This is a genomic window from Bacteroides caecimuris, assembly GCF_001688725.2.
GTDB lineage: Bacteria > Bacteroidota > Bacteroidia > Bacteroidales > Bacteroidaceae > Bacteroides > Bacteroides caecimuris.
This window is the reverse complement of sequence record NZ_CP015401.2, coordinates 266206-292678: the sequence shown is the minus strand read 5'-3', so window position 1 is coordinate 292678 and position 26473 is coordinate 266206. Positions and strand designations below refer to the sequence as shown.

At 44.9% G+C, this 26473-nt stretch carries 15 protein-coding genes; 1 reads left to right on the top strand and 14 read right to left on the bottom strand.

Features of this window, described 5'->3' with window-relative positions:
* Nucleotides 1-10: 10 nt before the first annotated feature.
* The 8 genes from A4V03_RS01045 to A4V03_RS01010 form a co-directional block, all read right to left on the bottom strand.
* Entirely contained in the window at nucleotides 11-1966 is a 1956-nt protein-coding gene (locus A4V03_RS01045; protein ID WP_065537619.1) for an ABC-F family ATP-binding cassette domain-containing protein, read from the bottom strand.
* Nucleotides 1967-2107: 141 nt separating this feature from the next.
* Nucleotides 2108-3019, bottom strand: a complete 912-nt coding sequence (locus A4V03_RS01040; RefSeq protein WP_065537618.1) for a nucleotidyltransferase family protein — start codon at nucleotides 3017-3019, stop codon at nucleotides 2108-2110.
* 247 nt (nucleotides 3020-3266) lie between these two features.
* The gene (locus A4V03_RS01035) at nucleotides 3267-4358 is read right to left on the bottom strand and encodes a TlpA disulfide reductase family protein (protein ID WP_158213964.1); all 1092 of its coding nucleotides are present in this window, start codon (nucleotides 4356-4358) and stop codon (nucleotides 3267-3269) included.
* 15 nt (nucleotides 4359-4373) lie between these two features.
* Nucleotides 4374-5603 carry a thioredoxin family protein gene (locus tag A4V03_RS01030; protein WP_065537616.1) on the bottom strand — a complete coding sequence of 410 codons (1230 nt, stop codon included), beginning with the start codon at nucleotides 5601-5603 and terminating at the stop codon, nucleotides 4374-4376.
* 18 nt (nucleotides 5604-5621) lie between these two features.
* The gene (locus tag A4V03_RS01025) at nucleotides 5622-6572 is read right to left on the bottom strand and encodes a hypothetical protein (protein ID WP_141243576.1); all 951 of its coding nucleotides are present in this window, start codon (nucleotides 6570-6572) and stop codon (nucleotides 5622-5624) included.
* A 24-nt stretch (nucleotides 6573-6596) separates the two neighbouring features.
* Nucleotides 6597-8144, bottom strand: a complete 1548-nt coding sequence (locus tag A4V03_RS01020; RefSeq protein WP_065537614.1) for a RagB/SusD family nutrient uptake outer membrane protein — start codon at nucleotides 8142-8144, stop codon at nucleotides 6597-6599.
* A 29-nt stretch (nucleotides 8145-8173) separates the two neighbouring features.
* On the bottom strand, nucleotides 8174-11695 hold the full coding sequence (locus A4V03_RS01015; RefSeq protein ID WP_084081089.1) for a SusC/RagA family TonB-linked outer membrane protein: 3522 nt from the start codon (nucleotides 11693-11695) through the stop codon (nucleotides 8174-8176).
* 35 nt (nucleotides 11696-11730) lie between these two features.
* Nucleotides 11731-12927 (bottom strand): FecR family protein, encoded by a 1197-nt coding sequence (locus A4V03_RS01010; RefSeq protein ID WP_065537612.1) that lies wholly within the window; start codon nucleotides 12925-12927, stop codon nucleotides 11731-11733.
* A gap of 133 nt (nucleotides 12928-13060) precedes the next feature.
* Here A4V03_RS01010 and A4V03_RS01005 point away from each other — a divergent pair, with 133 nt between their 5' ends.
* Entirely contained in the window at nucleotides 13061-13633 is a 573-nt protein-coding gene (locus A4V03_RS01005; RefSeq protein WP_065537611.1) for an RNA polymerase sigma factor, read from the top strand.
* Here A4V03_RS01005 and tamL read toward each other — a convergent pair whose 3' ends face one another.
* The 6 genes from tamL to A4V03_RS00975 form a co-directional block, all read right to left on the bottom strand.
* Entirely contained in the window at nucleotides 13634-15973 is a 2340-nt protein-coding gene (gene tamL / locus A4V03_RS01000; protein WP_065537610.1) for a translocation and assembly module lipoprotein TamL, read from the bottom strand.
* Nucleotides 15974-16004: 31 nt separating this feature from the next.
* Nucleotides 16005-20516, bottom strand: coding sequence for a translocation/assembly module TamB domain-containing protein (locus A4V03_RS00995; RefSeq protein WP_065537609.1), 4512 nt, complete (start codon nucleotides 20514-20516; stop codon nucleotides 16005-16007).
* A gap of 115 nt (nucleotides 20517-20631) precedes the next feature.
* Nucleotides 20632-22950 (bottom strand): ATP-binding response regulator, encoded by a 2319-nt coding sequence (locus tag A4V03_RS00990; RefSeq protein ID WP_065537608.1) that lies wholly within the window; start codon nucleotides 22948-22950, stop codon nucleotides 20632-20634.
* Between the two features lie 21 nt (nucleotides 22951-22971).
* Complete coding sequence (locus A4V03_RS00985) at nucleotides 22972-24330, bottom strand: MATE family efflux transporter (RefSeq protein ID WP_065537607.1); 1359 nt, start codon at nucleotides 24328-24330, stop codon at nucleotides 22972-22974.
* Nucleotides 24331-24380: 50 nt separating this feature from the next.
* On the bottom strand, nucleotides 24381-25616 hold the full coding sequence (locus A4V03_RS00980) for a M16 family metallopeptidase (protein WP_065537606.1): 1236 nt from the start codon (nucleotides 25614-25616) through the stop codon (nucleotides 24381-24383).
* Nucleotides 25617-25621: 5 nt separating this feature from the next.
* The gene (locus A4V03_RS00975) at nucleotides 25622-26461 is read right to left on the bottom strand and encodes a peptidylprolyl isomerase (RefSeq protein WP_065537605.1); all 840 of its coding nucleotides are present in this window, start codon (nucleotides 26459-26461) and stop codon (nucleotides 25622-25624) included.
* Between the last annotated feature and the right edge of the window lie 12 nt (nucleotides 26462-26473).

Below are 26473 nucleotides of genomic sequence, written 5' to 3'. Positions count from 1 at the left end.
TTATTTTATTTTAGTTTTTCACTTCTTCCAGTTCCATAGAAACCCGCTCCCACTCTTCAACAATGACATCCAACTGCTGCTTCAGTTTCTGATGCTGTTCATAGAGTTGCATGTCCGAAGCTCCTTCGGGGGTTGCCATCTTCGCTTCTACGATAGCAATCGCGGATTCGGTTTCCTCTATCGAAGCCTCACAGTCCGCCACCTGGCGTTCGAGTTTCTTGATCTTCTTATTTAGTTCTTTCTGGGCTTCGTAAGAGAGCTTATTCTCCGAAGGCTGAACGGTTTCGGGTTGATTACCTTTAGCTGAAGCCGTAGGAGAAGCCGACAATCCTGCTCCTTTCTGAAGCTCGTTCAAGCTATCTATCTTTTTCTTTTGCAAGAATTCATAGATGCCTCCGAGGTGTTCTTTTACAAGTCCACCACCAAACTCATATACTTTAGTCGCAAGTCCATCCAGAAAATCACGGTCGTGGCTGACAAGAATCACAGTTCCGTCAAATTCGCGGATAGCTTCCTTCAAAACATCTTTCGAACGCATATCCAAATGATTGGTCGGTTCGTCCAAAATCAGTAGGTTTACGGGTTCCAGCAGAAGTTTAATCATTGCCAATCGCGTACGTTCTCCTCCGGAAAGGACTTTCACCTTTTTATCCGAAGCCTCGCCTCCAAACATGAAAGCTCCCAGTATATCACGTATCTTCAGACGGATATCTCCTGTGGCTACACGGTCGATGGTATCAAATACAGTCAGGTTCTCATCCAACATTTGTGCTTGGTTCTGCGCAAAATAACCGATTTGTACATTATGTCCGATCGTTAGTTTGCCTTCGAAATCAATCTCGTCCATGATACATTTCACCAAGGTAGACTTACCCTCTCCGTTCTTCCCAACGAAAGCCACTTTCTCTCCCCTGTTGATAGTCAGGTTGACATCATGGAAAACGACATGGCTACCATACGCTTTGCGCACATCTTCGCAAATTACAGGATAGTTTCCGCTACGGCTGGCTGGAGGGAATTTTAAACGCAAGGCGGAATTATCTTCTTCGTCCACTTCGATGCGGTCTATCTTTTCCAGTTGCTTGATACGGCTTTGTACTTGCACGGCTTTAGTAGCCTTATAACGGAAGCGTTCGATAAAGTCTTCCGTATCCTGTATTTGTTTCTGCTGATTTTCGTAAGCACGGAGTTGCTGTTCACGGCGTTCTTTGCGCAGGACTACAAACTCATCGTACTTCACTTTGTAGTCGTAAATCTGACCGCAGGTGATTTCGATGGTACGGGTAGTTACGTTATTCAGGAACGCACGATCGTGGCTGACTAATACGACAGCATTGGCACGTGTAGACAAAAAGTTTTCCAGCCATTGGATACTTTCTATATCGAGGTGATTGGTCGGCTCATCGAGCAGAAGCACGTCTGGGCGTCGTAAAAGCAATTTTGCCAATTCGATACGCATACGCCATCCACCGGAGAATTCCGAAGTAGGGCGTTCCAAATCTTCCCGGCTGAATCCCAATCCGAGAAGTGTCCGTTCGATTTCCGCCTGAAAGTTCGTACCGCCCATCATCAGGAAGCGGTCGTTTTCATGCGTGAAACGGTCTATCAACTGGTGATATTCTTCCGAATCATAGTCTGTCCGTTCCGCCAATTCCTGATTCATCCGTTCCAACTTCGCCTGAAGCTCAAATATATGTTCGAATGCCAGTTCTGCCTCTCCCATCACCGTCCGGTTGTCGGAAAGAATCATGACCTGTGGCAAATATCCTATAGTTACATCTTTCGGAGTAGCTACCACTCCGTGTGTCGGTGACTGCAAACCTGCCAATATCTTCAGCATGGTTGATTTACCGGCACCATTTTTGCCGACCAGCGCAATGCGGTCTTTCTTATTAATTACATAGCTGACGTCCTCAAAAAGCGGCGTCGCATTAAATTCTACTGATAATCCTTCTACTGAAATCACTTCTGCTTCTGATTTATAATATTTTGGACTGCAAAGATACTGAATATTTATTAGATACTACTTAGTATGATACGTTATGAAAAACAAAAAAGCAGTCATTCTTATGAATGACTGCTCTCTATCTTAATCAATAGCTCTTCTTTAGAACAACTTAGCAGGATATTCACCGGCATCAACCAATGCCTGAATCTTGTCTACTACGCTCTGACGGTCTTCCGGATAAGTAACACCGAACCACTTGCTGGTAGTATCGAGCACCTCAACCGTTGCAGTTCCGTCATTAATCAATTTATCTACCATCAATGGGATAAAGAACTCGCTCTTCAGATTTTCCATATTCTTCGGATCGCTAAGGAAAGCCTTAAAGAATTCCTGGCTGTAAGCGAAGTAATCAGGAGTGAATCCCCAGAAATTCATACTAACCGGAGTAGTGTCAGGAGTAGCTGTCCATTCGCCATTGTCATCAATGTACTTCACTTCACCGTCCATACGTTGGATTTTTGTACGTTCTACTACAGATGTCAACAATCCTTTAGTGTCTGTACTACAGATACCGCGAGATACCGTACCGCTTTCACTCAATGTATTTCCTACACGGAAACCTACCATCGAATAAACGTTCTTTGAATTTTCAGGAAGAGCAGAAAGGAATTTACCCATTACCTGGAAAGAATCGCGACCATAAAAGTCATCGCAGTTGATCACTGCAAACGGTTCCTTAATCACATCAGCGCCCATCATCACTGCATGGTTAGTACCCCAAGGTTTGGTACGGTCTGCCGGGCAAGTAAAGCCTTCTGGAAGATCGTTGATTGATTGAAATACCAGTTCGCAAGGAATGTGACCTTCGTATTTGGAAATAATTTTATCACGGAAATCTTGTTCAAAATCTTTGCGGATTACAAATACAAGTTTGCCAAATCCGGCATTGATAGCATCATAGATTGAGTAATCCATAATAGTTTCGCCATTAGGACCCAGTCCGTCTAATTGCTTCAAGCCTCCATAACGGCTACCCATACCGGCTGCCAATAAAAATAAAGTTGGTTTCATAAATTGTGTAATATTAAAAGGTTAGTGATGTCAACGGCATCAGATTTCGTTGCAAATATACGAAAAGCACAACAGAGTATGTAAAATTACATCGTTTTTTTCCTTACAATGTTTCTTGCGGAGCCCACTCATCATGTATGTATTTTCCTTATAGACATCACATCCCCACCAACTATCACAACTAGATTCGTGTCGACCGTCCTCGTCCAACACGAATCCAGAACAATATTTTTAACGTGCACTCACATTATTTGCAAATTTTCCCGACAGCCTCATCCAACATCTTTTCTCCACGCAACTGATTCGCTACAATCTTCCCTTCTGCATCAATAAGCAGCATCATGGGAACACCGGATACATTATATAACTTGGCTACCGGACATTGCCATCCCTTCAGAGAGCATACATGAAGCCATGGCAACTGATGCTTCTCAATAGCTTGCGTCCAGTTCTCCTTTTTATTATCCAACGAAACAGAAAGAATTTCAAATCCCTTGTCGTGATACTTCTCATAGACTCTTTTCACACCAGGAATTTCACGAATGCACGGACCACACCAAGAAGCCCAGAAGTCAAGCAATACCGCCTTACCGCGCAAAGAGGAAAGGGTGAGTTCCTTTCCGTCAGGAGTTTGCAAAGTGAAATCAGAAGCAGTCTGCCCTATACCAGTTGTCCGCATCGAAACCAAAGCTTGTTGCAATTTTTGTCCAGGAGCGGCATTCTTCACACGATCGGAAAGTTGTAGATAGAGCATTTCGAGTTCTTCAATGGAACGTTCCTTAGATAGATGTTCATGAATAACCAATGCACTCACATAACTATCTTTATTATGGTTCACAATGCTGTCATACAACTGTTTACTTTCTTCTTTCGCCTGAATAAAAGACGCATTCAAAGTCTCCTTTGTAGCCTTGTCCTTTTCTTCACCCGAAAGAGACAACGCCAGCATAACAAGCATTTCCTTTTGCAATACCTGATTCATTCGCTGCAGCAAATGCTGATCGGCATCTCCTTTCACAGAAAGGAGGACAGAAGGAATAACCTTATCCCCCGCCTTCCGCGAAACAGTAGTACATGTAATGTAAATGGGATTTTCATCCAGCAAAATATGCTGTAGCGTCCTGCCCACGCTGATTATCATCGGTTTCACTTCCAAGAGTTTGTTCTGAAGTCTGAACTTACCGTCGACAACAGTTGCCGAATCAATCGGTGCCTTTTTGTATTCTTTGAGGTATATCATCATACCATCCATACCCGGCGCCTCACCTTCAATACAATAATCCTGTGCTGACAACCATATAGGAGCACATATTAGCAATAAAGTAAAAAAAATCTTCATAACCATATTATTATTTTAAATAGAATTTTTGATCTCTTTCATTCGTTGTCCGTCTATAGCCTGATAAGCCTGCTGCAATTCTTTGGCTTTTTTAGCATTACCGAGTTGTTGGTATATTTCGGCCATCGTCCGATACATATGATAGCTGAAAGCCCCTTTTTCACCAGTAGCGCGGAACTGTTCCAGCACGTTCAAATAATTCTTCAAGGCAACCTTACCAACAGGATAGTGAATCAGGAAACGGATGTAATCATGTACCGCTGCTGACGTAAAACTCCTGACTCCTATTCGATGACACAACATAATGCTTTCCCATGCCTCTTGATACTCTCCTTTCAAAAGCAATTGATGAATATACAGTTTAGCCAAATAACTATCGCGATGGTTTAAATCCGCTTTCTGCATATAAGCTATCACTTTCCGGGCAGTAGTAGTGTCGACCGACAGAGCTTGTGGCTTCCCCTGTTCATCGAAATTCAGTTTGAAGAGCGAGCGGAGCTCCTTCTCACAACAGAACTGAAGCTGAGTATTGATTTTATAATAATCCCGGTTCAGCTTCCGATAGTAACGGTATGCATTATTCACCAGATATTCGAAAGCAGCGGAACGGACATCCTTCACGTAAGTGCCATATACGTCCCACACTTCATCTTTATCCAGTTCTTTCGGGTCTATTACAGTCAGTTGCCGACGGGTTATATTATTCACACTGTCTCGCAAGAAAGCAGCATTCAGACTTTCGATATATTCTTTCATAAAAGTCAGTTCCCGGTTTCCCGCCTGATACTCGGCAGCAAGAGTAAACAAATCGCGTCCTTTAGCAGCTTTCCGTATCCCTTGTATCAATTTATCCGCATCCTGATATCCAGCCATTTGCTGCAATACCTTACCGTTCTTATCAATCAATAACAAAGTAGGATAGCCGACAATATACGATTTGTATCTCTCTTGAAGCACTTTCCCGTCTCCTTTCTCCATATCATATTTCACATTGATAAACTGCGGATTGAAGAAATCCCCCACTTTCTTCTGAGTGAATACGTTCTTCGACAATGCTTTGCAAGGTCCACACCAACTGGTATAACAATCCATGAATATCAATTTATTCTCTTTCTGTGCAAGGGCTATTATCTCTTTCCACGGTTCGTTTTCATGAAAAAGGATTCCACCACCCGCATTTTCCTGTGCTGTCGATAATGTGAGATGTCCCATCAACAGCATACACAAAAAAATAAGTTTCTTCATCGTTGAAAAATATATGTATTAATACTTAAAATCATCCATCGTTACCTTATCATCCGGAAATGCCGCATTCTGCACAGCTATCAAGTCTTCCCCATTGGCCTCCATACAGTATTCTATAAAGAGAGTAGCCCGCCAGGCAATCCGCCAATAAAAACCTGTAATTTTCCGTATTTCACTTCCTGGATTTTTCGTCAGGAAAGTCAGATAGTCGGCATAATCCTGTATCTCATTAGGCAGACGCGTACGTGCTGAAAGGTATCCGACAATATAGCCGCATACGTTGGCTACATGATCCGGATTATCAAAATCCGGTTTTATCTTCTGCTCTTCCTCTATCGCCGGGTCTTCCGGACAGGTAAGAAGACTGTATTTTACAGGTATCCGGCTTTCAAAGAACTTATCGGGACGCTTGTTCAAACTATTAAAGAAAAACGTACTAAAGATATTGCCTAATTCGGAATCGAACTTACTGTTGGCAAAAGGAGAACCGCTCTTTTGCATATACCCCACCAACATCGCATCCTGCCCATTAGAAAGCGCTGTTGTCCATGCGGACGACAACGAAGAATCTCTCGATCGCAACTCCTTCATCAAAAATACTTTGTAAGGGAGCGATTGCCGAAGCGTCTCTTCACTATATTTGGAAAGTAAATTAGTCTCTATCACTGCCAGTTGTTCTTCCAACATAGCCATATCTTCCTCACTCTCCACATCCCAAGGCTCGTAGTAGCATACGAAAGTACCGCTCCATAGCCAGTGCACGTCTTTATCATCAAACTTATAAAGGAATGCCGTATTGTATTTCTTATACCATTCATAAATAGTCTTGTCTGCTTGCGAAGCGTTTTCATCAACAGCCAGTATTTTCTCGTATTCGGGAGTCGTATCCAATTGGGACGTAAGTTCTTCTTCCGAACAACCGGTCAGTAACAACAGACCGGACAAAAGGTATATCATTATTTTTTTCATATCCATTTTCATCATATATGGTTATTATTGTGCATTAATTACTCTGCGGTCGTAAACCTCAATTTCGGTACTATAAGATGTTTCACTCTTAGGCAAGGCAAGTGTATAGTTCTTGTCTCCCTGTTCAAGCACGAAAGTTTCCGGTGCAGAGGTACTTGTCACATAAAGTTTATGTTCAATGCGCGGCATACCATAGCGCCGTAAATCATTCCAACGGTGAGTTTCTTCGAAGCAAAATTCACGCCGGCGTTCGTCTCGAACAAATTGAAGAAGAGCTTCTGCATCGGTAAAATCGGAAGCACTCAGTTCTTGATATTGTCCGGCAGTGAAACGGCATTTTCTCAGCTCATTCAATAAAGTAACAGCAGCCTCCTTATCATTGCCTGTATTTCGATGTACATACGCCTCAGCCATGTTCAGCCAAATTTCGGCACTGCGGAATGCCTGAGTATAGCACTGTCTGTTGGCATTGATATCATAATGTTTGAATGGAATCTTCCGATAATCATCATACGCCCAATACATATCCCAATCCGCATCATAATCAATGTAATCCTGCATAAAAAAAGCATACATACGATTATCTCCCTCTTCATAAATGCGAATCAAGTCGTTTTCCTCTGTTTGAGAAGGTACGAATATAGCTCCTTTAATTAAATCCATGAAAGAATGATACCCCATTGCCGCATTTCCGAATGTGAACAACACCTCCGGATTCTTACTGGTCAGGAATACGAATTTGGAAATCCGATTGCTCATATCGTCGGCTGTTAACGCACTTATATCATACAGCTTGATACCTTCCTCCTTCAGAAGTTCGCCATAGCGAATGACCTCATCCCACTGCCGGGTGTATAACGCCACACGAGTTTTTAGCAACAAAGCTGCTTTCTTGGATACAACAAATATGCTTTTGGTTGGTTGAGCCGTTTCAAACAGCTTTAAAGCTGTATCCAAGTCTTCATTTATCTGCTTATATACTTGTGCTACCGTCGAACGTCGCGGCTGGTCACGACTCACTTTACTTTCCAGTCTGACAGCCACTCCCATATCTGTATCAGCCGTCAATTCATTGTAAGGAAGCCCGTACCAATTAACCAGACAAAAGTAATTAAAAGCACGCAACGTATACGCTTGAGCCAGACATGAATGCACGCTTGCCTTGTCACCTAGCATATCTTCGCCGACCTCTATAACTGTATTGCACGCCATTATATTTTTATAACGGTTTTCATAAGGACTGCCATAATTTACCAAGTAATATTCGATATCATACGCCCAGCAGAATGCTCCCCGTCCAGTAGCAATCAAAGAAGTAGCGTCCCCCTCAACCTGCATACTTTCAGCAGCTGCACACGGAGATATTTCTACATCATCCGTCATCAGATCCATCCATTCCACATCATCCGTATATGAGTCAGGATATCCTTCACCGTAGAGAACGGACTGAAATTCTTCCACCTTTTCCGGAATCAGCAAATCACCGGAACTCTCGTTCAAATAATCGGAACAAGCGATTGTCACAACTGCCAAAGCCAAGCTCCCTATTACAGGATATAATTTTATTTTCATAATATACTCACTTTTATTTTGTTGTTAATTTAAAATGTAATGCTGACCCCCACACTGTAACTTGGCATCAAAGGCATATTAGCATACGCTGTCGTGGGGTCGAGTCCGTCCCACGCTTTGGGAGCCCAAGTCTTCAGGTTGCTTCCCTGCAAACGTATGGTCATCTCTTTTACATTTAGTTTATTCAGTACACTGCCGGGCAAGCGATAGCTAAGCGTCACATTGCGCAAACGCAAAAAATCATTCTTTGCTATACGCAAGTCGCTCATATCATACATTTCAGGCATCATCACATCCGAATTTCGATTATTATCATAGAAACCTCTCAGTTCATCCGGGAATCCATCTGCAATTTTTTTATCATATAATGCAGGAATATTAGTAAACTGTTCATCACCAGGTTGCTTCCAACGGTTTGCCAGGACTTTGGGCAGATTGGCGGAAGGGTCGAATGCTTTTTCCGCTTTGTTATAAATAGACGGCAGACGTTTGACAGCTCCCAGTTGGTAACTGAAACCGATGGAAAGGCTAAGATTATTCTTATAAGTGAGACGAGTGTCAAATCCACCGGACAAGTCAGGATAGATACTGCCGGAAGGCACCAATTCCATTGCTTCGTAATCACCGTCATGTACCTTTCGCCCGTCAGTGGTATAAAACAACGGATAACCGTTCTCACCCGAAAGCCCGGCAAACTTGAACGAATAGATTGTCCCAAGCGGCTGTCCAATAGTAGCGACATTACCTGCCAACATTTGTTGGTATACCTCTTTACCTGTCAGATTAGCATCGAAGGCATAACGCACTTCATTTGTATTATGGCTGAAGTTATAAGAAACATTCCAACTGAAAGTCTTATTACGTATCAGATCGGCACTAATGACACCTTCAATTCCTTTATTAATGGCTTCGCCCGCATTCATAAACATATAACTCCGCCCGGTGGTAGGAGACACCTGCATATCTGTAATCAGATCGGTAGTTTTCTTCCGATAATAATCTAGCGTCAGATTAAGCCTGTTTTTGAAGAATGAAAGATCAAGTCCTATATTATAGGAATGCGTTTTCTCCCAGCGCAAATCAGGATTCGGAAGCCGTTCGATAGTACCGGGACGGAGTCCGGATACAGGGTTTTCCTTATTCATAGAGACAATCAGGTATGGAGTCGCATCATCATGGATATTTCCTTGCAAACCATAGGAAGCACGAAGAGAAAGATGATCAATAAAGCGGGCAGCTTCCATGAAACGTTCGTTGGACACAATCCATTTCCCGGCAAGCGACCATGTCGGTAACCAACGATACTTAGGATTGCTTCCAAATTTATTAGCACCGTCCGAACGTATGTTTGCATTCAAGATATAACGTTCGTCATAGCAATAGCTGGCAGAACCTATATACGAAGCAATCTGCGTTACTCGTTCCGTAATCACAGGGCTAAACAGCCCGTTCGTTGCCAAAGATATATATGAAGAAGTAAATACAGGAGAAACAGACTGCCCGTAGTTGGGGTCCCAGCCATAAGACAGTACATTGTTTCCACTATACTTCTCCGAACGGATCTCAATACCACCAAACAAGTTGACACTATGTTGCTCAGCAAACGTATTGACATAATTCAGCGTATTCCGGATTGTATAAGAGCGACCTTGCATGAAATCTTCCTGTAATTTTCCACCAAACGGCAGGCTGGAACGTTCATACTCCGTATCCCCTTTCTGATATTTTCCATAATCATACTGACGTATGCTACCGACCTCATAAGAGTGGTCAGTAGCCCAGGAGGTGGTACGGTTATCATTCCAATAATAAGAAACCGTCCCAGTATAAGTAAGCCCCTTAAACAGACGTGCATTGAAATTCATTACTCCGCCCAGACGACGGGTATTATTTTTCCGCCCAGTCTGATCCAGTTCATTTAACACATTGTATGTAATATAATCAGGAGCAACTCCACCTTTTGCATAAAAATACAGTTCACCGTTATCACCGTAAATAGGGATGGCACGCGACGTATTAAAAGCATAAGAAAACGGATTAATTGAAGAGTATCCCTCATTATTCTGATTGCTGATTTCCATTTTGAGGTCTACATCAAAAATACGGTTGATTTTAAAATACAACTTGCTCAGCCCCGTAAAACGCTCGCTTTCTGATTTCTTCGCAATACCAGGACTATTGTTATAGCTCAATGAAGTATAATAACGTACTTTTTCCGTTCCACCGGTCACGGACACATTGTGATTCTGTGTTACAACAGGGCGAAACAGTGCCTTGAACCAATCGCTGTTCATTGTTTCATATTTCCCGACAAGTGATGTGAATTCACTCTGGCTGATTTTTTTATTAATCAACTGCTGCAACGCGCCTTCATAACTCTCCTGAATAGGAACACGCGGATACTCCAGACGCGCCTCATAAATATCCTGCGAAAGCTGCACTCTCTCCTGAGAATTCATCAGATCAAACTGACTATAACGAGGGCGGGTGTTTACATTAACAGCCGCATCATACGTCACCACCGGAGCAGATACAGTTCCCCGCTTGGTAGTGACCACAATCACCCCATTTGCCGCCTTCACCCCATAAATGGCAGTAGCCGACGCATCTTTCAAAACACTAATACTTTCAATATCCTGCGGACTCAATCCGGAGATACTATTGCCTATCAGATAAGCAGCATCAGGGCTATTTAGATCAGAAGCCGTAAATGGCACTACATCAGACATAATCACCCCGTCTACCACCCAAACTGGAGCCTTATTACCATTGATGGTCGAATTACCGCGAATTCGGATGGTCGGTGTACTACTCGGCTCACCCGACTGTGTCATCACCGTCATTCCGGGAATTTTTCCTTGTAGCATCTGGTCGATACTCATAGCTTCGGGAGCAATAACGTCTTCCGCTTTAACCGTGGCAATGGCACTTGCCAATTCACGCCGGTTCATGGCTTGATATCCGGTCACCACCACTTCATCTATAACCGACGTATTGCCGGTCAGTTTCACATGAAGGAAATCCCCTGTCCGATCAGTTACACGTATCTCCCGTTTTTCCATACCTACATAGCTGAACTGAAGAATCGGTTCCGTCCCACTAACCATTATACTAAACTCACCATCCACATTGGTTGTGGTGCCTACATTCGTGTGCTTGAGATGCACGTGCACGCCAGGTAATGTTTCTCCCTCTTCTCCCACCACCTTGCCGGCAATTCTCTTATGATTCCGGGAGACAGGTTCGGACTTTCGGATAATAATCGTGCTTTTCACAATACTATATTCAAGTCCTGTCCCATACAACAGTTTGTCGAGAATCTGACTAATAGTCATTCCGGTATATGAACCCGAAACATACGGCACATTTTCCAATACTTGCTTCTGATAAACAAAGTCGTAATCCGTCTTTTTCTTTAAGTCGGCAATAACTCTCTCAATAGGCTGTTTGTCGTAACTGACATCCAGACTCTGTGCCAATCCTTTCAGGGGAAAAGCGATAAGCAAGACCAATATAGTCCGGCAAACAAAACGCTTTTTACATGCTAACATAATGTCTATTTTTAATGAAACGTATATAATAGTAGTTATCTCTTTGACAGAATTATGTTTTGTCCTTTCATCTCTAGTTTTATTCCGCCGCTTTTTTCAAGAATATGAATCACATCATCAAATTCTGCATAACGTGGGATACTTCCCATAAACACCGTCTCTTTCAGGCTTTCATCCTTAAATGTATAAGTAAAATTATACCATCGGCTCAATGTACACATGATTTGTTCCAGATTCTGCTCTTCGAACACAAACATACCGTTTTTCCAACTAACGAACACTTCCGGATTGACTGTACGCAGACAGGCTGTCGCATCCTTTTTATTGAATAACGACTGGTGATTAGGAGCAAGCACCAACTCCCCCTGCCCTGTTCCGACTGGTCGAATAGAGATACTTCCTTCGACAAGAGTAGTACAAACCGTCTCATCCTCTTCGTAAGAGCGAACATTAAATTCTGTTCCATAGACCCGTATCAATTGCCCGTCCGTTTCTATGTAGAAAGGTTTCTCCAGATCTTTATGTACTTTAAAATAAGCTTCTCCCCGAACAGCCACTCTTCGTTCCGCATTCCCGAAGGTTTCGGGATATGTAAGTTTGGACTCAGCATTGAGCCATACTTCTGTCCCGTCTTCCAAAACAATCTTAAACTCCCCTCCTCTTGGAGTAATCAGGATGTTTGCTTTTGCTTTTGCTTTCACTTTCTCCGTCCCCGAAACAGTCGGGGAAGAAACAGATTGTGCCCGAACAGCAGAGCACATCTTCTTTTGACCGGTGATAAGTGTGTCTGAATCCAGTGTAATATTTTCACCGGTACTCAAAATCAGGGTAGCCTGTGTCTGACCAGGACGAATCTCATCAGCCTGTAATCCCTTTTCCTCCATAAAAGCCGAATGATATATCCACCCATTCCCTTTCCAAACAAGTATCAATAAAACAATTGCGGCAACTCCCGCCCATAACCGGAAAATAAGTTTTGCACGTTCCGAACGAACAGTCAAACGAGCTATCCGCCCTTTCATGTCTGCCAACGGACGTTCTATCCCAACCGATTTCATCTGTCTGTATTCTTGAGCTAAACGTTCCTTATCAGTCAGCCTTTGATAAAGTTGTTCATTCTTATCACTCTGCCTACGCCATTCGGCCAACATTCCACGTTCATATTCTGTTATTTTACCGGTTAATTCTCTGCCAATCAACACAGCAATACGCTTTATATATTTTTCTTCCATATTTACATTGTTTTCAGCTATAACGCAAACGATTAAAAAAAGGACACCAAAAAGAAGAAAAAACTAAAGAAAAGTTAGAAAAAGATTATTTTATGATTACTTTTGTATCTGTAGATTATGTGCAAGCAAATAGATGGAGCAGATATTTAAAGATTTTAAAGCAGGCAAAATCGATACGTTTTACCGAAAAATGTATCCTCAACTTTTAATATATGCTGGAAGGCATTTAGGAAAAGACTATGCATTTCTGGCAGAAGACTGCGTACAAGATGCAATTTACCAAACATACCTCCACAAAGATTCATTAGCCTCCACGTTTGCCTTCAAATCTTTCCTATATTCCTGCATTTATAACGCAACCATATCACTCCTACGCCGCCAAGCAGCAAAAGAAAACTACCTGTCTGCCTATACAAAAGACGAAGAGGATGAAAACTTCCTCAACAGCCTGATCGAACAAGAAACATTAGACATACTTTGGAATGCAATAGGACAATTACCAAAGAAATTCCAGGAGCTGTTTGAACTGAGTTTCGAACAAGGTATGAAGAATGCTGAAATAGCCAATCTCCTTAACATTTCCGAAAGTGCCGTAAAAAAAAGAAAGGCGCAGTTCATTACATTACTACGCCAACATTTTTCTCAAAAAACAAATGATGAAATAAGACTTATTCTCATCGTATCTTTGAAGTTACTGAATTTATAATCAGAACGGATACCCGATAGCAAAATGTATTCCCAGATTCTTAAAGAAGGCTCCGGTAACATTGTAATAGCCACTTCGTTCCGTGTCATACGGCAGATGCAAAGGAATACCGAAGTCAAGACGGAAGACGAGGATATCCATATCGTAGCGGAAGCCGACACCTGTTCCTAAAGCAATCTGTTTCGGGAAAGTTTTCAGACGGAGCTGCGAGTCGGGACGTGCCTCATCCTTGCGCATCAGCCAGACGTTGCCGGCATCGAGGAAGGTAGCTCCCCAGATACTCTTGAAGATGCGGAAACGATACTCGACGTTTGCCTCGAAGCGGAATGTACCTGTCTGGTCAAGATAAGAATATTTGCTGTCTTTCGGATGATAGCCACCGGGACCGATACTACGCACTGTAAAAGCACGGATACTGTTGGCACCACCGACATAGAATTGTTCGCTGTATGGGGCAATCGTAGCGTTTCCGTATGCGAAAAGAGCACCCAAGGCTACACGAGAGGCAAGCTTATTATTCTTGTCTATATTCCACAGATGGCGAAATTCCGTATTGAATTTCATAAACTGGGAGAAGGGGGCACCCAGAAGTTTCTTTCCTTCCTCGTTGTACGGCCGGCCGCAAGCCCGGTAGATGGTAGCGGTCACGTTTCCGGCAGAAGTTACGGTAGATTGCCACCAGATAGGATTCTTCACTCTACGCACAGACGCGTTATCATACGTATAGGTGTACTCCATGGCCGGAATGAACTGATTGTCAAGACTGACATATAACGCAGGATTGTCAGCGGCAATCTTTTTAAACTCTTCCGACTGGTGCTGGAGTACGTTGAATGTCAGTTTGAAAGGCGTGATACTGTGACGGCTGGTACGTGTCGGTTGGAAATCGTAGGTCGCGTTTCCGCCGAAGGATAACAGTTTGTAGTATCTAGCCCGGTTCAGTTGGTCGATATACAGACGGAAAGTAGTCGTGGCGGGAAAGTCAAATTCCCTTTTACTGAAACGCGGGAAAACGACTCTCGGAAAAGTCAAAGAAGTGGATATACCCATTTCCCAACTGTTCATCAACGAACTTTTCTCTCCACCGCCGGTCTGCCATTCGTAAGAACCTTTCAGTTTTACATTCCAGCTTTCACCGCCACCGAACACATTATTCCGGGTGACACCGAATGAGGCGCCGGGACCGGTTTGGTCATTACTTTTAGTTACTACGTTCAGTTCCAGTTCCGCATCCAAAGGTTTGGCAAAAGTCGCCTGCATTGTAATGTCCAACGTATCACAGACAGCTGTCGTATCTTTGGGGGCGTATTGTATATCCATATAGCTGAATATCCCTAACTGACTGAGTTTTTCCTGTACCTGTTCCTGGCGATACTGGCTGTAAAGCCGGGTACGGTTGGAAGCACGCATTTGCGCGTTGCGTACAAACTGCTGATAATTGAGCCAACGATAAAGCATATTAGGGCGAACCTGCAATTTCTTGTAATAGTGAATATTCAGGTTCTTGTACATCATGCTGTCATCCGGGGCTTCTCCGTTCTTTCCAAACAAATAGACAGAGGCATCGCCTAAGTAATAAGGACGTTGTGCCGCGGCAGGCAATCCAGGGACGGGAATCAGGCGAAGGCTGATATGCCCACCGGGTATCAAAGTAGTATCCGCCTGATAAGTCATATAGTCAGGACGGAAATAAAAATATCCACGATTACGTAATAAAGTGCTGATGCGGGTACGTTCTTCGTCCAAGTCTACTACATTGAACTGTTCGCCCGGACTGATATAAGACATCCGACGCCCTCGCTCCATAATCCGCAGAGTCTGGGGAGTGAAACGCTGATAATACACCGTATCAATAAAATAAGGATTTTTCATATCCACCGTATAGACAATGCCTGCCTTCAGACTGTCTTGCTTGTCAACAATCGTTTCATAGGCTACCTTGCCATTGAAATAGCCATAATCACGCAGTAAGTTGGTAGTCACCTTCACACGCACTTCCGGATTGACCGTAGAAATAAACACGGGCGGGTTTGCGGCAAAACGATTGAACATCCATTTGCCGAATCCCTTCTTGTATTTCACGAAGTTATTGTACATCCACATTTTAAAGGGAATAGGCAACATACCGCCAAGCATCTTCGTACTGGGTGTTTTATCAAGGGCTGCATTTATTTCCGTCAGAGCCGTTACTCCTACGGGCGTTGTCGATTTATTCAATATGACAGTCTTGCTTCCGGTATAAAGCACTTCCCCTTCGGGGAGATGTTTCGTCACCGAACATGCCGATACTACTACACTTATCAGGCAAACAGCCAATATTTTTATATGTATAGCTTTCATCCTTGCTTCTTATTTCTTTATTCTTGTTTCTTCACTTCTTTTTCTTAAAGATAAACAGTTCACTTAGTTTGTCCAACTTCTTGCGAAGCACGATACCGACTCCAGTTTCCGTAATCTCGCCTTCAAGCACACTCTCGTAGTTCTTGTCATAGAACAGGCGGATATAGCGGGTTCCGGTTCTGTCCAGGCGATATTCCAAAGAAATGTTGTCGATAAAGGATTCGGCATCATTCGTCGCATTCTCACCCTGGGACACCTTACCGCCGATTACAATCTGGAAGCGGTTGTTGAACAGACGTTGCGAATAACGGAAACTGTAATCCGTACGTTTGCTTCCTGTCTCCGAGTCATCGTGGTCTTCGACACCCACGGATAGACTCGCATTTTTCAGGTTGCCCATCAATGAGTTTATCTGGCTGCTCAATACGGAAGTCAAGGCAGAACCCATGTTCAACTTGCCAAGTCCGCCACCACCGCCGCCAATCGGGCCGGTGCCGAGATAGGTTTTCATCACCATAATATACAGGGCTTGCTTACCACGCTCTTCCGCCCCCATGGCAGTCAACTCATTTTGCACAGTCGCATCTTCGGGAGCTGAGACATCGAACGCAAACGAAAGATTATCCAAACGGTTCTTGACAACGACAGAGACATCGAAATTAACCATGCGGCTTCCGCCATTCTCCCCTTCGGAGACGGACGCACGGGTGCGGTCGGTCGCCTTGAAGTTCAGCATCGGATCCATCGGATTTCCCGTCCATTCCACATAGCTGCCATTGTCAATGGCAAATTCTTTCGCGACAATCACCGGTAAGGCATATTTCATCAAGCCGCCACTCAAAGTATAGCGTCCCGTCAGGGTCAAATCACCTTGCGGAGTATATTTCATGGAGAGGTCACCCCCACCTTCCAGTTCGATGCGGTTGTCATTGCTTGCATCCAAGTCGACTTTCACGCGGACGGACGGGTCGATATGCACCATCATTACCATATCCAGTCCTCCTAACGAGACGGTCGGCACTTCCTGCCGGACGACAGTCGTGGTATCGCTGAATGAGGTAAAGGTAACCAGACTTCCCAAGCGGTCCTGCACTGTCAAAGGTGAATCTGTCAAGACATAGGAGACATCGGTATTGCCCAAGAGACTTACATTCCCACGCATATTCAGTCCGTCCAAAGGTCCCTTCACCGTTGCCCGGAAGTCGGCAAATACTTTACCGTAGACCAGACTTTCACGGGTGCGTTTGGCATCCAGCAATGTATAATTCTGTGCCAGCATATTCAAATTCGCCATCGGACGACTCATATCACGGAAATCGACATAACCGTCAATGGTAAACGGATTCTTCGATGTAGTATAAATGGCGAATTTATCAAATAACAGCCGGTTGTTCTTTATCTGCACAGGGCGGTTATCGAACACAAAACGTGCGCCATATTGACTGGAAAAAACAGCAACACTATCCAATACCAGTTCGCCGTTTATCAAAGGCTGCTCTGTGCTGCCCGTGATATTCAGGTTTCCGTCCATGTCGCCGGACAGAGTGACCATCTGGTCGGGAATGAACGCATTCGCCACCCGAAGCGGGAAATGTTCCAGTGTCGTATTCACTTCCAGGCTGTCTTTGCCCGTCCGGGTAGGAAGCAGTTTTCCATCCGCCACCAGCACCTCCACCTGGTCGTGGTTCAGATAAGCGTTGAGATATTGTTTTCCCTGTTCGCCCGGCAGCCAGGTAGCCCCCAAAGCAATGTCACCGATACGCTGGCGTTCGTAAGTCAGTTCGTCAATAGACGCTTCGGCAGAGAGCTGCAAGTCTTTTTCAGTTTGTATATAGTGGGCTTCCAAAGAGAACAATCCGGTTACTTCGGGGAAATAAGGCAACACGCTCGTAATCTCTTGCAAGCGGATTCTGCGTATTTCGACATCTATATTCTGTAAAGACACCGTATCGCCCTGCATGGAATGAACCCTAAAGCCCATGCCTTCCTCGTCCCACATATCCACATTGGCATATACGCGCATATTCTTATGCAGATAAATCCAGTTGTGATTCTCGTTGAAATGGAACTGCTGAAAGGCGACAATCGGTTTTTCCGGAATCAGCGTGAAAGCTATTCCGTTGCCCTTTCCCTGTCCTTCGAACAGAGGGCGGGCGTTTACGCCCAATAATACTCCAGTCTCACCTTTACCATTCTTATAATCCACCAGCAATTCCGCATCGCGGTCGCGAATTTCTCCCGTCAAGGTAGTGGAGAAAGAGAATTGCGGATTCTTCGGACCGTTTATCACTCCAGCACGCAACTTCATAAGCGTAGTGTCCTGTTTCACTGTGAAGAAAACAGTATCCAGTTGCAACGTGTCTACTTTCAGCGCATGAACCGCCGCCTTGCCATTGATTCCCCAATCGGGAGCCGTGCCGAATTTCATGGAAGCTTCATGATAGGATATGTTCTTGGTAGCCAGGAAATAGGCTAACGGATTCTCTTTTCCTGCGGAGAAAGACAGGACAGCTGTCGGTAATGCTTTACGCAGTTCGGCGTGATTCAGTTCCTTCTCGTCAATCTGCTTCATCAGGACGTCCACGAAGCGGGTAGACTGGCTAATCAGAGGATTGACACCGGAACGTGCACTCAGGTTGAGTTTCATGTCACCGGAAATAAAATGCGTAAACACCCGGTTCTGACGGGCTTCCGCAGAAAGATTGAAAGCAAGCGGGCGTTTCATCGGTTCGGGCATCAGTCCCAGTTCGTGCAAGTCGAGCCGGATGACATCAACCGTCACTTTTCCGTCGGGATAGCTGTGTGCCAGATTATATTCGGCATCCGTCGTCATTTTCAACAGTTCATTATCACTCGTCAAGTTGGCTGTCACTAACGCACCTTTCAAAGCTCCCGTCAGATGGACGTTGGAGAGATGGTATTGAGCATAATGCAATCGGTCTAAAGCCAAATCCAGTTTGGCATATGAACGATAAGACATCACATCCAGTCCGCACCCGTCAGCGGCAGCAGAAAGGGAAAGCTCATAAATGGAGTCTTTCGGAAGGAAATGATGGAGTTGCAGGTTGTCTATTTTCAAGTCTGCCTTGTAAACCTCGGTGGCAGTATTTAATGCCGCGTTCACATTCATAGCCCCCTGCCCTTCTTTCAGATGCAGGTTTGCTTTGTATTCAGGGCCTTTGATGTCTACCTGCGCAACGAGATTCATACTGTCGGGGATGACAAGCGTACCGTTAGGCACTTCACCGGACAAGCCGGTAAGGAAATTCAGGTTCTGCGTTTTCATCTTCAGGCCAATGGTTCCCGAGCGGGTAATGCTATCGGCGAGGTTTTCGAGGATACCTCCGCCCTCTAAGGAGAATGCGCCCGGCAAGTCTGCCGTAAAGCGGGAAATCTGCATTTCTTTCAAGTTACCGTCCGTACCGGCACGGATGACAAGCGGACGAAAAGGATAGGCTTCCTTGAAGCTGTCCGGCAGTCCGCCAGTGAATAACATCACGTCCTCTTTGCCGATATACGCATTCAGGTTGGCAGACAAACGCCCCGTAGTCGGGATGTTGACAAGTTCCCAATAAGTATGAGCGGATAAATCTATTTCAGAATGAGGAGTTTGCAGTTTCAAGCCGGGTACACTGATGATTGAATCATTGGAGAATGCCCGTCCCGTCAGTGAAGTAACGCTCAATCCCGAACGTTCGTTCATAGTGAATTCACGGATGACAGCCTTCATATCCCTACCTTTATATAATAAGGAATCCAGCCCGATGCTGACATCACGGACGGCAATATGCGAAGCGTCGAAACCTTCGACGGGTTTAGCCGCACCAGTATCGTAGCTGGCGGAAGTGCCCGACAACAAAAATTGTTTCAGTCCATAGAACTGGTTCTTCAAGTCGGCTTGGGCATCGTCAATAGTCGCTTCACCGATATGCGCAGCCATCCGCATCGAATCAGCGGGAAGCTGCATACTGAACGATACGTTTTTCAGTTTCAGCTGATGAAGGTCTACTTTCCAGTTTACAGGAGCCGAAGCGGTGGTATCCTTGGGAGTAGTCGTGGTGTCGTTCATCAGCATCTGCACATGAGTGTCCGATAGTTCCGTCGCATTAATAACGGCTGTTTCGTTAGACAAATCGACACCGTGACTTTGCAGGAAGAAACGTCCCAATACACCTTTTATCTCCATGCCGTCTATCAAATTGGCAGAATTGAAAGCAACGCGGCTCAATGTCACTTCGTCCACCTCCACTTTCCCTTTGAGCAGCGGCCACGCCTGCACACGTACATTCAGGCTTTCCAGAGACAAGAGTGTGTCCGGCTGCTGAATCACCTCCACGCCACGAACCAACAGATTGAGCGGGAAACGAAGGTCGATTCGTTCCACCTGAATCTGCATGCCGGTTGCTTTAGAAGCATACGCAGTAACCTCCCGACGTATAAGATTCTGTACAGGAGGGACGTAAAGCAACACCATTAGTATTACAAAGAGTATTATAGGAGTAAGCAGAATCCAGCTTACCCGTCGTATCCATTTTCGTTTCATGTAAAAATGTGCCAGTATAAATTAAGTGACACAAAGTAAACAATTTATTTTTAGAAAAGGTTTGGATAAAGGCAAGAAAGATACGATGACCGGTCAAGGAGTAGGATATTTCCGCCTAATCGACACTTTTCATCGATGTTAAGTAATTTTCCGCTTCGCTGATTATAATACAAACAGTTGATAGTGCAGCCGATGCCGTATCGCTTATTTCAGTAGAGAAAGACTCTCCACGGCAGGATTCCAAAAACTTTAAAGGAGCTATTGCGTCCGATGCGCCTATCAACGTGAGGAGAGGGAGCAGTTTATGCGCCATGGCAGCTATCCCGTCCGTATCTTTGTCAACGAAGGCTTGTCGCATCCGTTCGACATTCTTTTTTGTCTCCTCAACAAAGGTCTGAATGATAGAATATGCCGCTTCCGGGTCATCCCCGGAGTAGGCGGTGAGTGCGGAAAAGTTTATTCCGGTGTTTACCATATCTTCTATGATGTGAACCTCATCAGCCGAAAGTTGCCCCTCGTTGACTGTCATCAACAATTCTTTCACTGTAAACGGTTTATGCAGGCATCCGGCAAAGCCGTGCTCGCACAAGGCATCCTTATCCATTTCGCTGCGGGCGGTCACGGCAATCACAGGAATGGTCTTTGCCTGCGGAATGTTGGAAGCACGCAGGAGTTTTACCAAATCGAAGCCGTTGATAGCGGGCATTTGTATGTCTGTCAGCAATACATCAAAAACAGAAGTGCGGAGTTGTTCGATAAGCTCTTCGAGCTGCTCGCAACATACTGCGTCAACACCGTGCTGTTTCAGCATGGCTGCCGTCAGGCTGAGTTGGATCTTATCATCATCAATCAAGAGGACACGGATCACTTTCATCAGAGGAACGGCAGTTGCAGCTTCGTCAATATCCGCAGTTTCGTTTTCCGGAGATGATTGACTTTCCGGAATGGATTCGCCTACCGGATACAAGGGCAGAACTACTGTAAAGCAACTTCCCTCTCCCAGTTTGCTCTGCACATCAATCGTTCCTTCAAGCAGAACAACCAGTTTCTTCACGATGGATAATCCCAAGCCGAACCCTTCCTCTCCCTGGGCACCGGACAAACGGGTAAATTCTTGGAAAATGCGTTCGCGGTCTTCGGCTGCCATACCTTTTCCGCTATCTGCAATCGCTATCGTCAGCTTTGAAGAATCATATCGGGCTGTCAGCGTTATCTCGCCTTGTTGAGTAAACTTCACGGCATTAGACAGAAGGTTGTTCACAATCTGCCGAAGCCTCAGAGGGTCACTGACGTAACGTCCGTTCAATTCCGGAGCGACGTGGCACTGCAATGCCAATCCCTTGGCGACCGTCAACGGTTCAAAGCTGACATAGATTTCCTCGAACAACTGCGAAGGATTGAAAGTGACACGATTCACTTCCGCTTTATTAAGGTCAAGGCGATGGAAGTCGAGCAAGTCGCTGACTAGTTTCAAGAGATGTTCCGAGGAACTCTTCATGTTATCCAGGTAGAAGCGTTGCCGTTCGTCCTCCGTCAGACGGGACAGTAGTTCGGTATAACCCATGATGGATCCGAGCGGCGCTTTGAAGTCGTGGGTTATGGCGAGCATCAGTTTTTCACGGGCTACGAGCAGGTCTTCCGCCCGTTTGTTCGCTTCTTCCAACTGCCGACGGTAGCGGTTGCTGCGAGAGATGTCACGTACTATCAATACCAAGAAAAAGGCAGACAACAAAACCGCACCGATAGCGATTCCGGCAATGGTGCGTGCGGAGCGCATTCTTACCTCTTGTTGCATCTCAGCATCCTGACGGGCACGCAAAGTCATTTCTTCTTCGTATTGTTTTATCAGGCTATCCATTCTTGCCGTCAACTGCGAATTCATGCGTTGGTATTTAGTACTGGTGCGCCGGATTGTTCTTCGTCGTTGCAATCGTTTTTCTTCGGTAGCCATGCGAATCTTTTGCTGCAGGGAATCTTTAGAAGCAACCGGTTCCAAAATGGTATCCGTAGCGACTTCCAAAGATGTATTAACGAGTACGGCACTATCCTTGGAAGGAGCAAACACTTCCGCCAGTCTCTTGAAAAAACCTTTCTTATTGGGAGTAGTCAGCAGAGAGTCACGTTTAGTGATAACCCGATGCTGCACCCGTTGCTGAATTATAACAGAGTCTTGCTCGGAAATAATCTCTTCAATCTCCGAAGCGGAAAGCAGGCTGTCATTCGCTTCACTCAATACGCGGAGCATCTGGATGGTATTCTGGTCTTTCTCGTGAATCAGAGTCAGCAGGCTGTCTGTCCGCAGATTCTGCTGGTCGTCGGCAGCCGACAATGTCTCCATCTCATGATGCACAAACACCAGAGAAAAAAGAAGAATCGCAAGTAATAACGTGTAACCGATGGTTACTTTCAGTTTTGTGAAACGATAGGAAGCCATGCGATTTTAAGTATTAAATCATTAAGTATTAATTCGGGGAACGGAGAGTTTCGTCATATAGCGGAAACGGCACCAAAGCATTAATCCTGCACTTGTCAGTCCGAAAGGGAACGCCATCCAAACACCTACTGCTCCCCACCCCATCACGAAACCGCAGAAGTAACCTACAGGCAGGGAGATGATAAAGTATGCTATAAAGGCGATAACCATCATCAGTTTCACATCCGAGATTCCACGCAGAGCGTTGGCAAAAGTAATCTGCAATCCGTCGCCAAACTGATAGATGAGGAAAGGGAATATAAGAGAAGTAACCATAGCAGCTACTTCCGGGCTGTCGGTAAACCAATTTCCCAAGTGATTGCGGCAAAGAAAGACAATAAAGGAAAGCACAACGCCCAATGTCATCATCAAATGAAAACCGGCATAGGCGGAACGACGCACATTGACTATGTCATTCTGTCCTTTGAAATTGCTGACACGGACAGCTACGGCAGCTCCCATCCCATAATACATCATAAAGGTGAATTGGGAAATTGCCAACATGACCTGGTGGGAAGCCAAAGCAATCGTCCCCAACCAACCAATCATGATGGCACTCAGGCTGAAAGAGGCTGTTTCCATTCCCATCTGGAAAGCAACCGGCCATCCGAGTCCGTTCAAACGGCCGAAAATGGCACGCGACCACCCCAGCCGGAGAAAACCGACTTTGTAGCGGACAAAACGCGAACTACGCGCAAAGATGATTATAAATACAACCACCATCACGATACGTGAAAACAGCGTGCTGACACCAGCTCCCAACAAGCCCAGTTCGGGAAAGCCGAGCTTTCCGTAAATCAGGATATAGTTGCCGATGATGTTCAATACATTTCCACTGAGCAGTATCCACATAGCGGTTTTGGTATCTGTGATTCCGTCTGTAAATTGTTTGAATCCATTAAAAATCATGACAAACACCAGGGAAGCAAGCAGCACCAGATAGTAAGGTTTAATCAGGGGAATCAATTCGTCCGGTTGTCCGAGATGCTCTATATTCAGATAAAGAACAGTCATACAGACAGTCAACAGAAGCGCAACCATCAGGTTTGCCAGCAGGCTGTTTCGCAGGGCTTGTCCGGCAGGCGCATATTGATGAGTACCGTACAGACCACCCACAACAGGTGTCAGTCCGTACGAGAATCCGGTACTGAAAATGATGGCAAGAGTAAACACATTATTCACGAAAGATGCTGCGCCCAGCTCTACCGTGCTATGATGCCCAATCATTAATGTATCGGCAAATCCGAGTATAATAACGCCTATCTGTCCAATAACAATAGGTAATCCGAGAAAAATTAGCGCTTTGTAATGAGTCTTATATATATCAAATAGTCTTTTCATTGTCCTTGTCTTATAAATACTTGTATGCCGCAAGTAAACCTTGCCGGGCGCTACACCCTACTTTTATAATAGAGCACAACCCCGTTCTCCTTCCGGAAAGCGGATTGGGCTACTGTCCGCAATTGTTCTGCCGTGACAGAACGATAACGTTCTACTTCTTTTTCCATGTCTTCCGCCCGGCCAAGCAGTTCGAACCATGCCAAGTTGGTTGCTACATTCAAATAATTGATGTTGCCGAATATCTGGGTGGACTCAAATTTGTTCTTCACTTTTTCCAGTTCCTGTTCGTCAACCAGTTCTTGCTGCAACCGTTCCAGTTCTTCCCTTACTGCCGCTTCCGCCTGTTCCAGAGTGACACCAGCCGAAGGCTTTCCACTAATATGGAATAACCCCGCATCTACACTACCTGAAATATAGGCATCTATGCTCGAAAATAACTGTTTCTGTTGTACCAAACGCTGGTTCAATCGACTGGAACGTCCATTGCTCAACACATCCGACAAAATATCAAATGCATAATAATCCGGATGCCGATGATCGCACATATGAAAAGCCATGAACAAGGCATCGAGGGGAACATTCCGTTCTACCGTCAACCGGCGTTCTTCCGTCTGTTCCGGTTCCTGAGGCAGGTTCCGCTGGGGTACTTCCCGACGGGGAATAGGACCAAACCATTTTTCTGTCAGCGATACTGTTTCTTCGAAAGTGATATTTCCGGTTACGGACAGAATCGCATTATTCGGGGCATAAAAACGGAAAAAGAATGCTTTTACTTCTTCCAGCGTAGCATTGGCAATATGCGACAACTCTTTTCCGATCGTAGGCCATTGATAAGGATGCGTCTGATAAGCCAGAGGGCGCAAAAGATGTCCGACATCTCCATAAGGTTGGTTCAGACAGCGTTGCTTGAACTCTTCCATGACCACTCCCCGCTGTACCTCCAGGCTCCGTTCGCTAAAGTCAAGACTCAACATCCGGTCGGATTCCAGCCAAAAGCCGGTTTCTACGTTCTGACGAGGTACAGTGAGGTAGTAATTGGTGATATCATTATTCGTCCAGGCATTATTCTCTCCACCCGCCAATTGAAGCGGCATGTCATAATCGGGAATATTCACCGACCCTCCGAACATCAGGTGTTCGAACAGATGGGCAAAGCCGGTATGCTCGGGATCTTCGTCGCGAGCTCCCACATTATATAATATATTAAGGGCAACCATCTGCGTACTCTCGTCCTGCGAATGTACCAGACGTAACCCATTATCAAGAATATGCCTGTTGATTTTCATACGATTCAGTCAAGTATTGTCACCTTTGTTATCTTTACATCTTCTTCGGGACGGTCGCTGCGGTCTGTTTTCACCTGCTGGATTTTATCCACAATGTCCATACCTTTCACCACTTCGCCAAACACGGTATATTCGCCATCCAAATGCGGAGTACCACCTACCGTGGTGTAGGCTTCAATCTGTTCCGGAGTGAAATGGAATTCCGGTTCTTTGGCAGCCATCTCCTGTGCCTGTGCAAACAGTTTTTCCTGTAAATCATAAAGACCGTTTTCATCGTTTGCTTTCCGCATCTTATAGATTTCCTTCATGTGTTTCTGTGCCAGTGTATTGAAAATAACATTTATCTTATTCTCATTCATCTGGCTTTCCATTCCCAGCAAAGTAGAGTCGTTAAACACTTTACCTGTCACGATATAGAACTGGCAACCGGAAGATTCTTTCTTCGGGTTCACGTTATCCCCCTGGCGGGCAGCGGACAGGGCACCTTTCTTATGGAAATATTTAGGATATACAAATTCAGCGGGAACGGTATAACCTACGTCTCCGGTACCCAGCATTTTTCCTTTCGGCGCATTTTTTGAGTCCGGATCACCCGCCTGAATCATAAAATCTTTGATAACACGGTGAAACAGTGTACCTTCATAAACTCCGTCCTTCACCAGTTTGATAAAATTATCACGATGTTTCGGTGTCTCATTGTACAGTTTCACCTCAATTTCTCCTAAAGTTGTTTCAATCTTTACCAACGTTTCTTTATCCATGTCTCCTCCTTTTTTTGTTCCGGTTTTGCAGGCAGTAAGTCCGCAAAACGATATGGTTAATATGATCAATAGAATCTTTTTCATAACACTTTTATT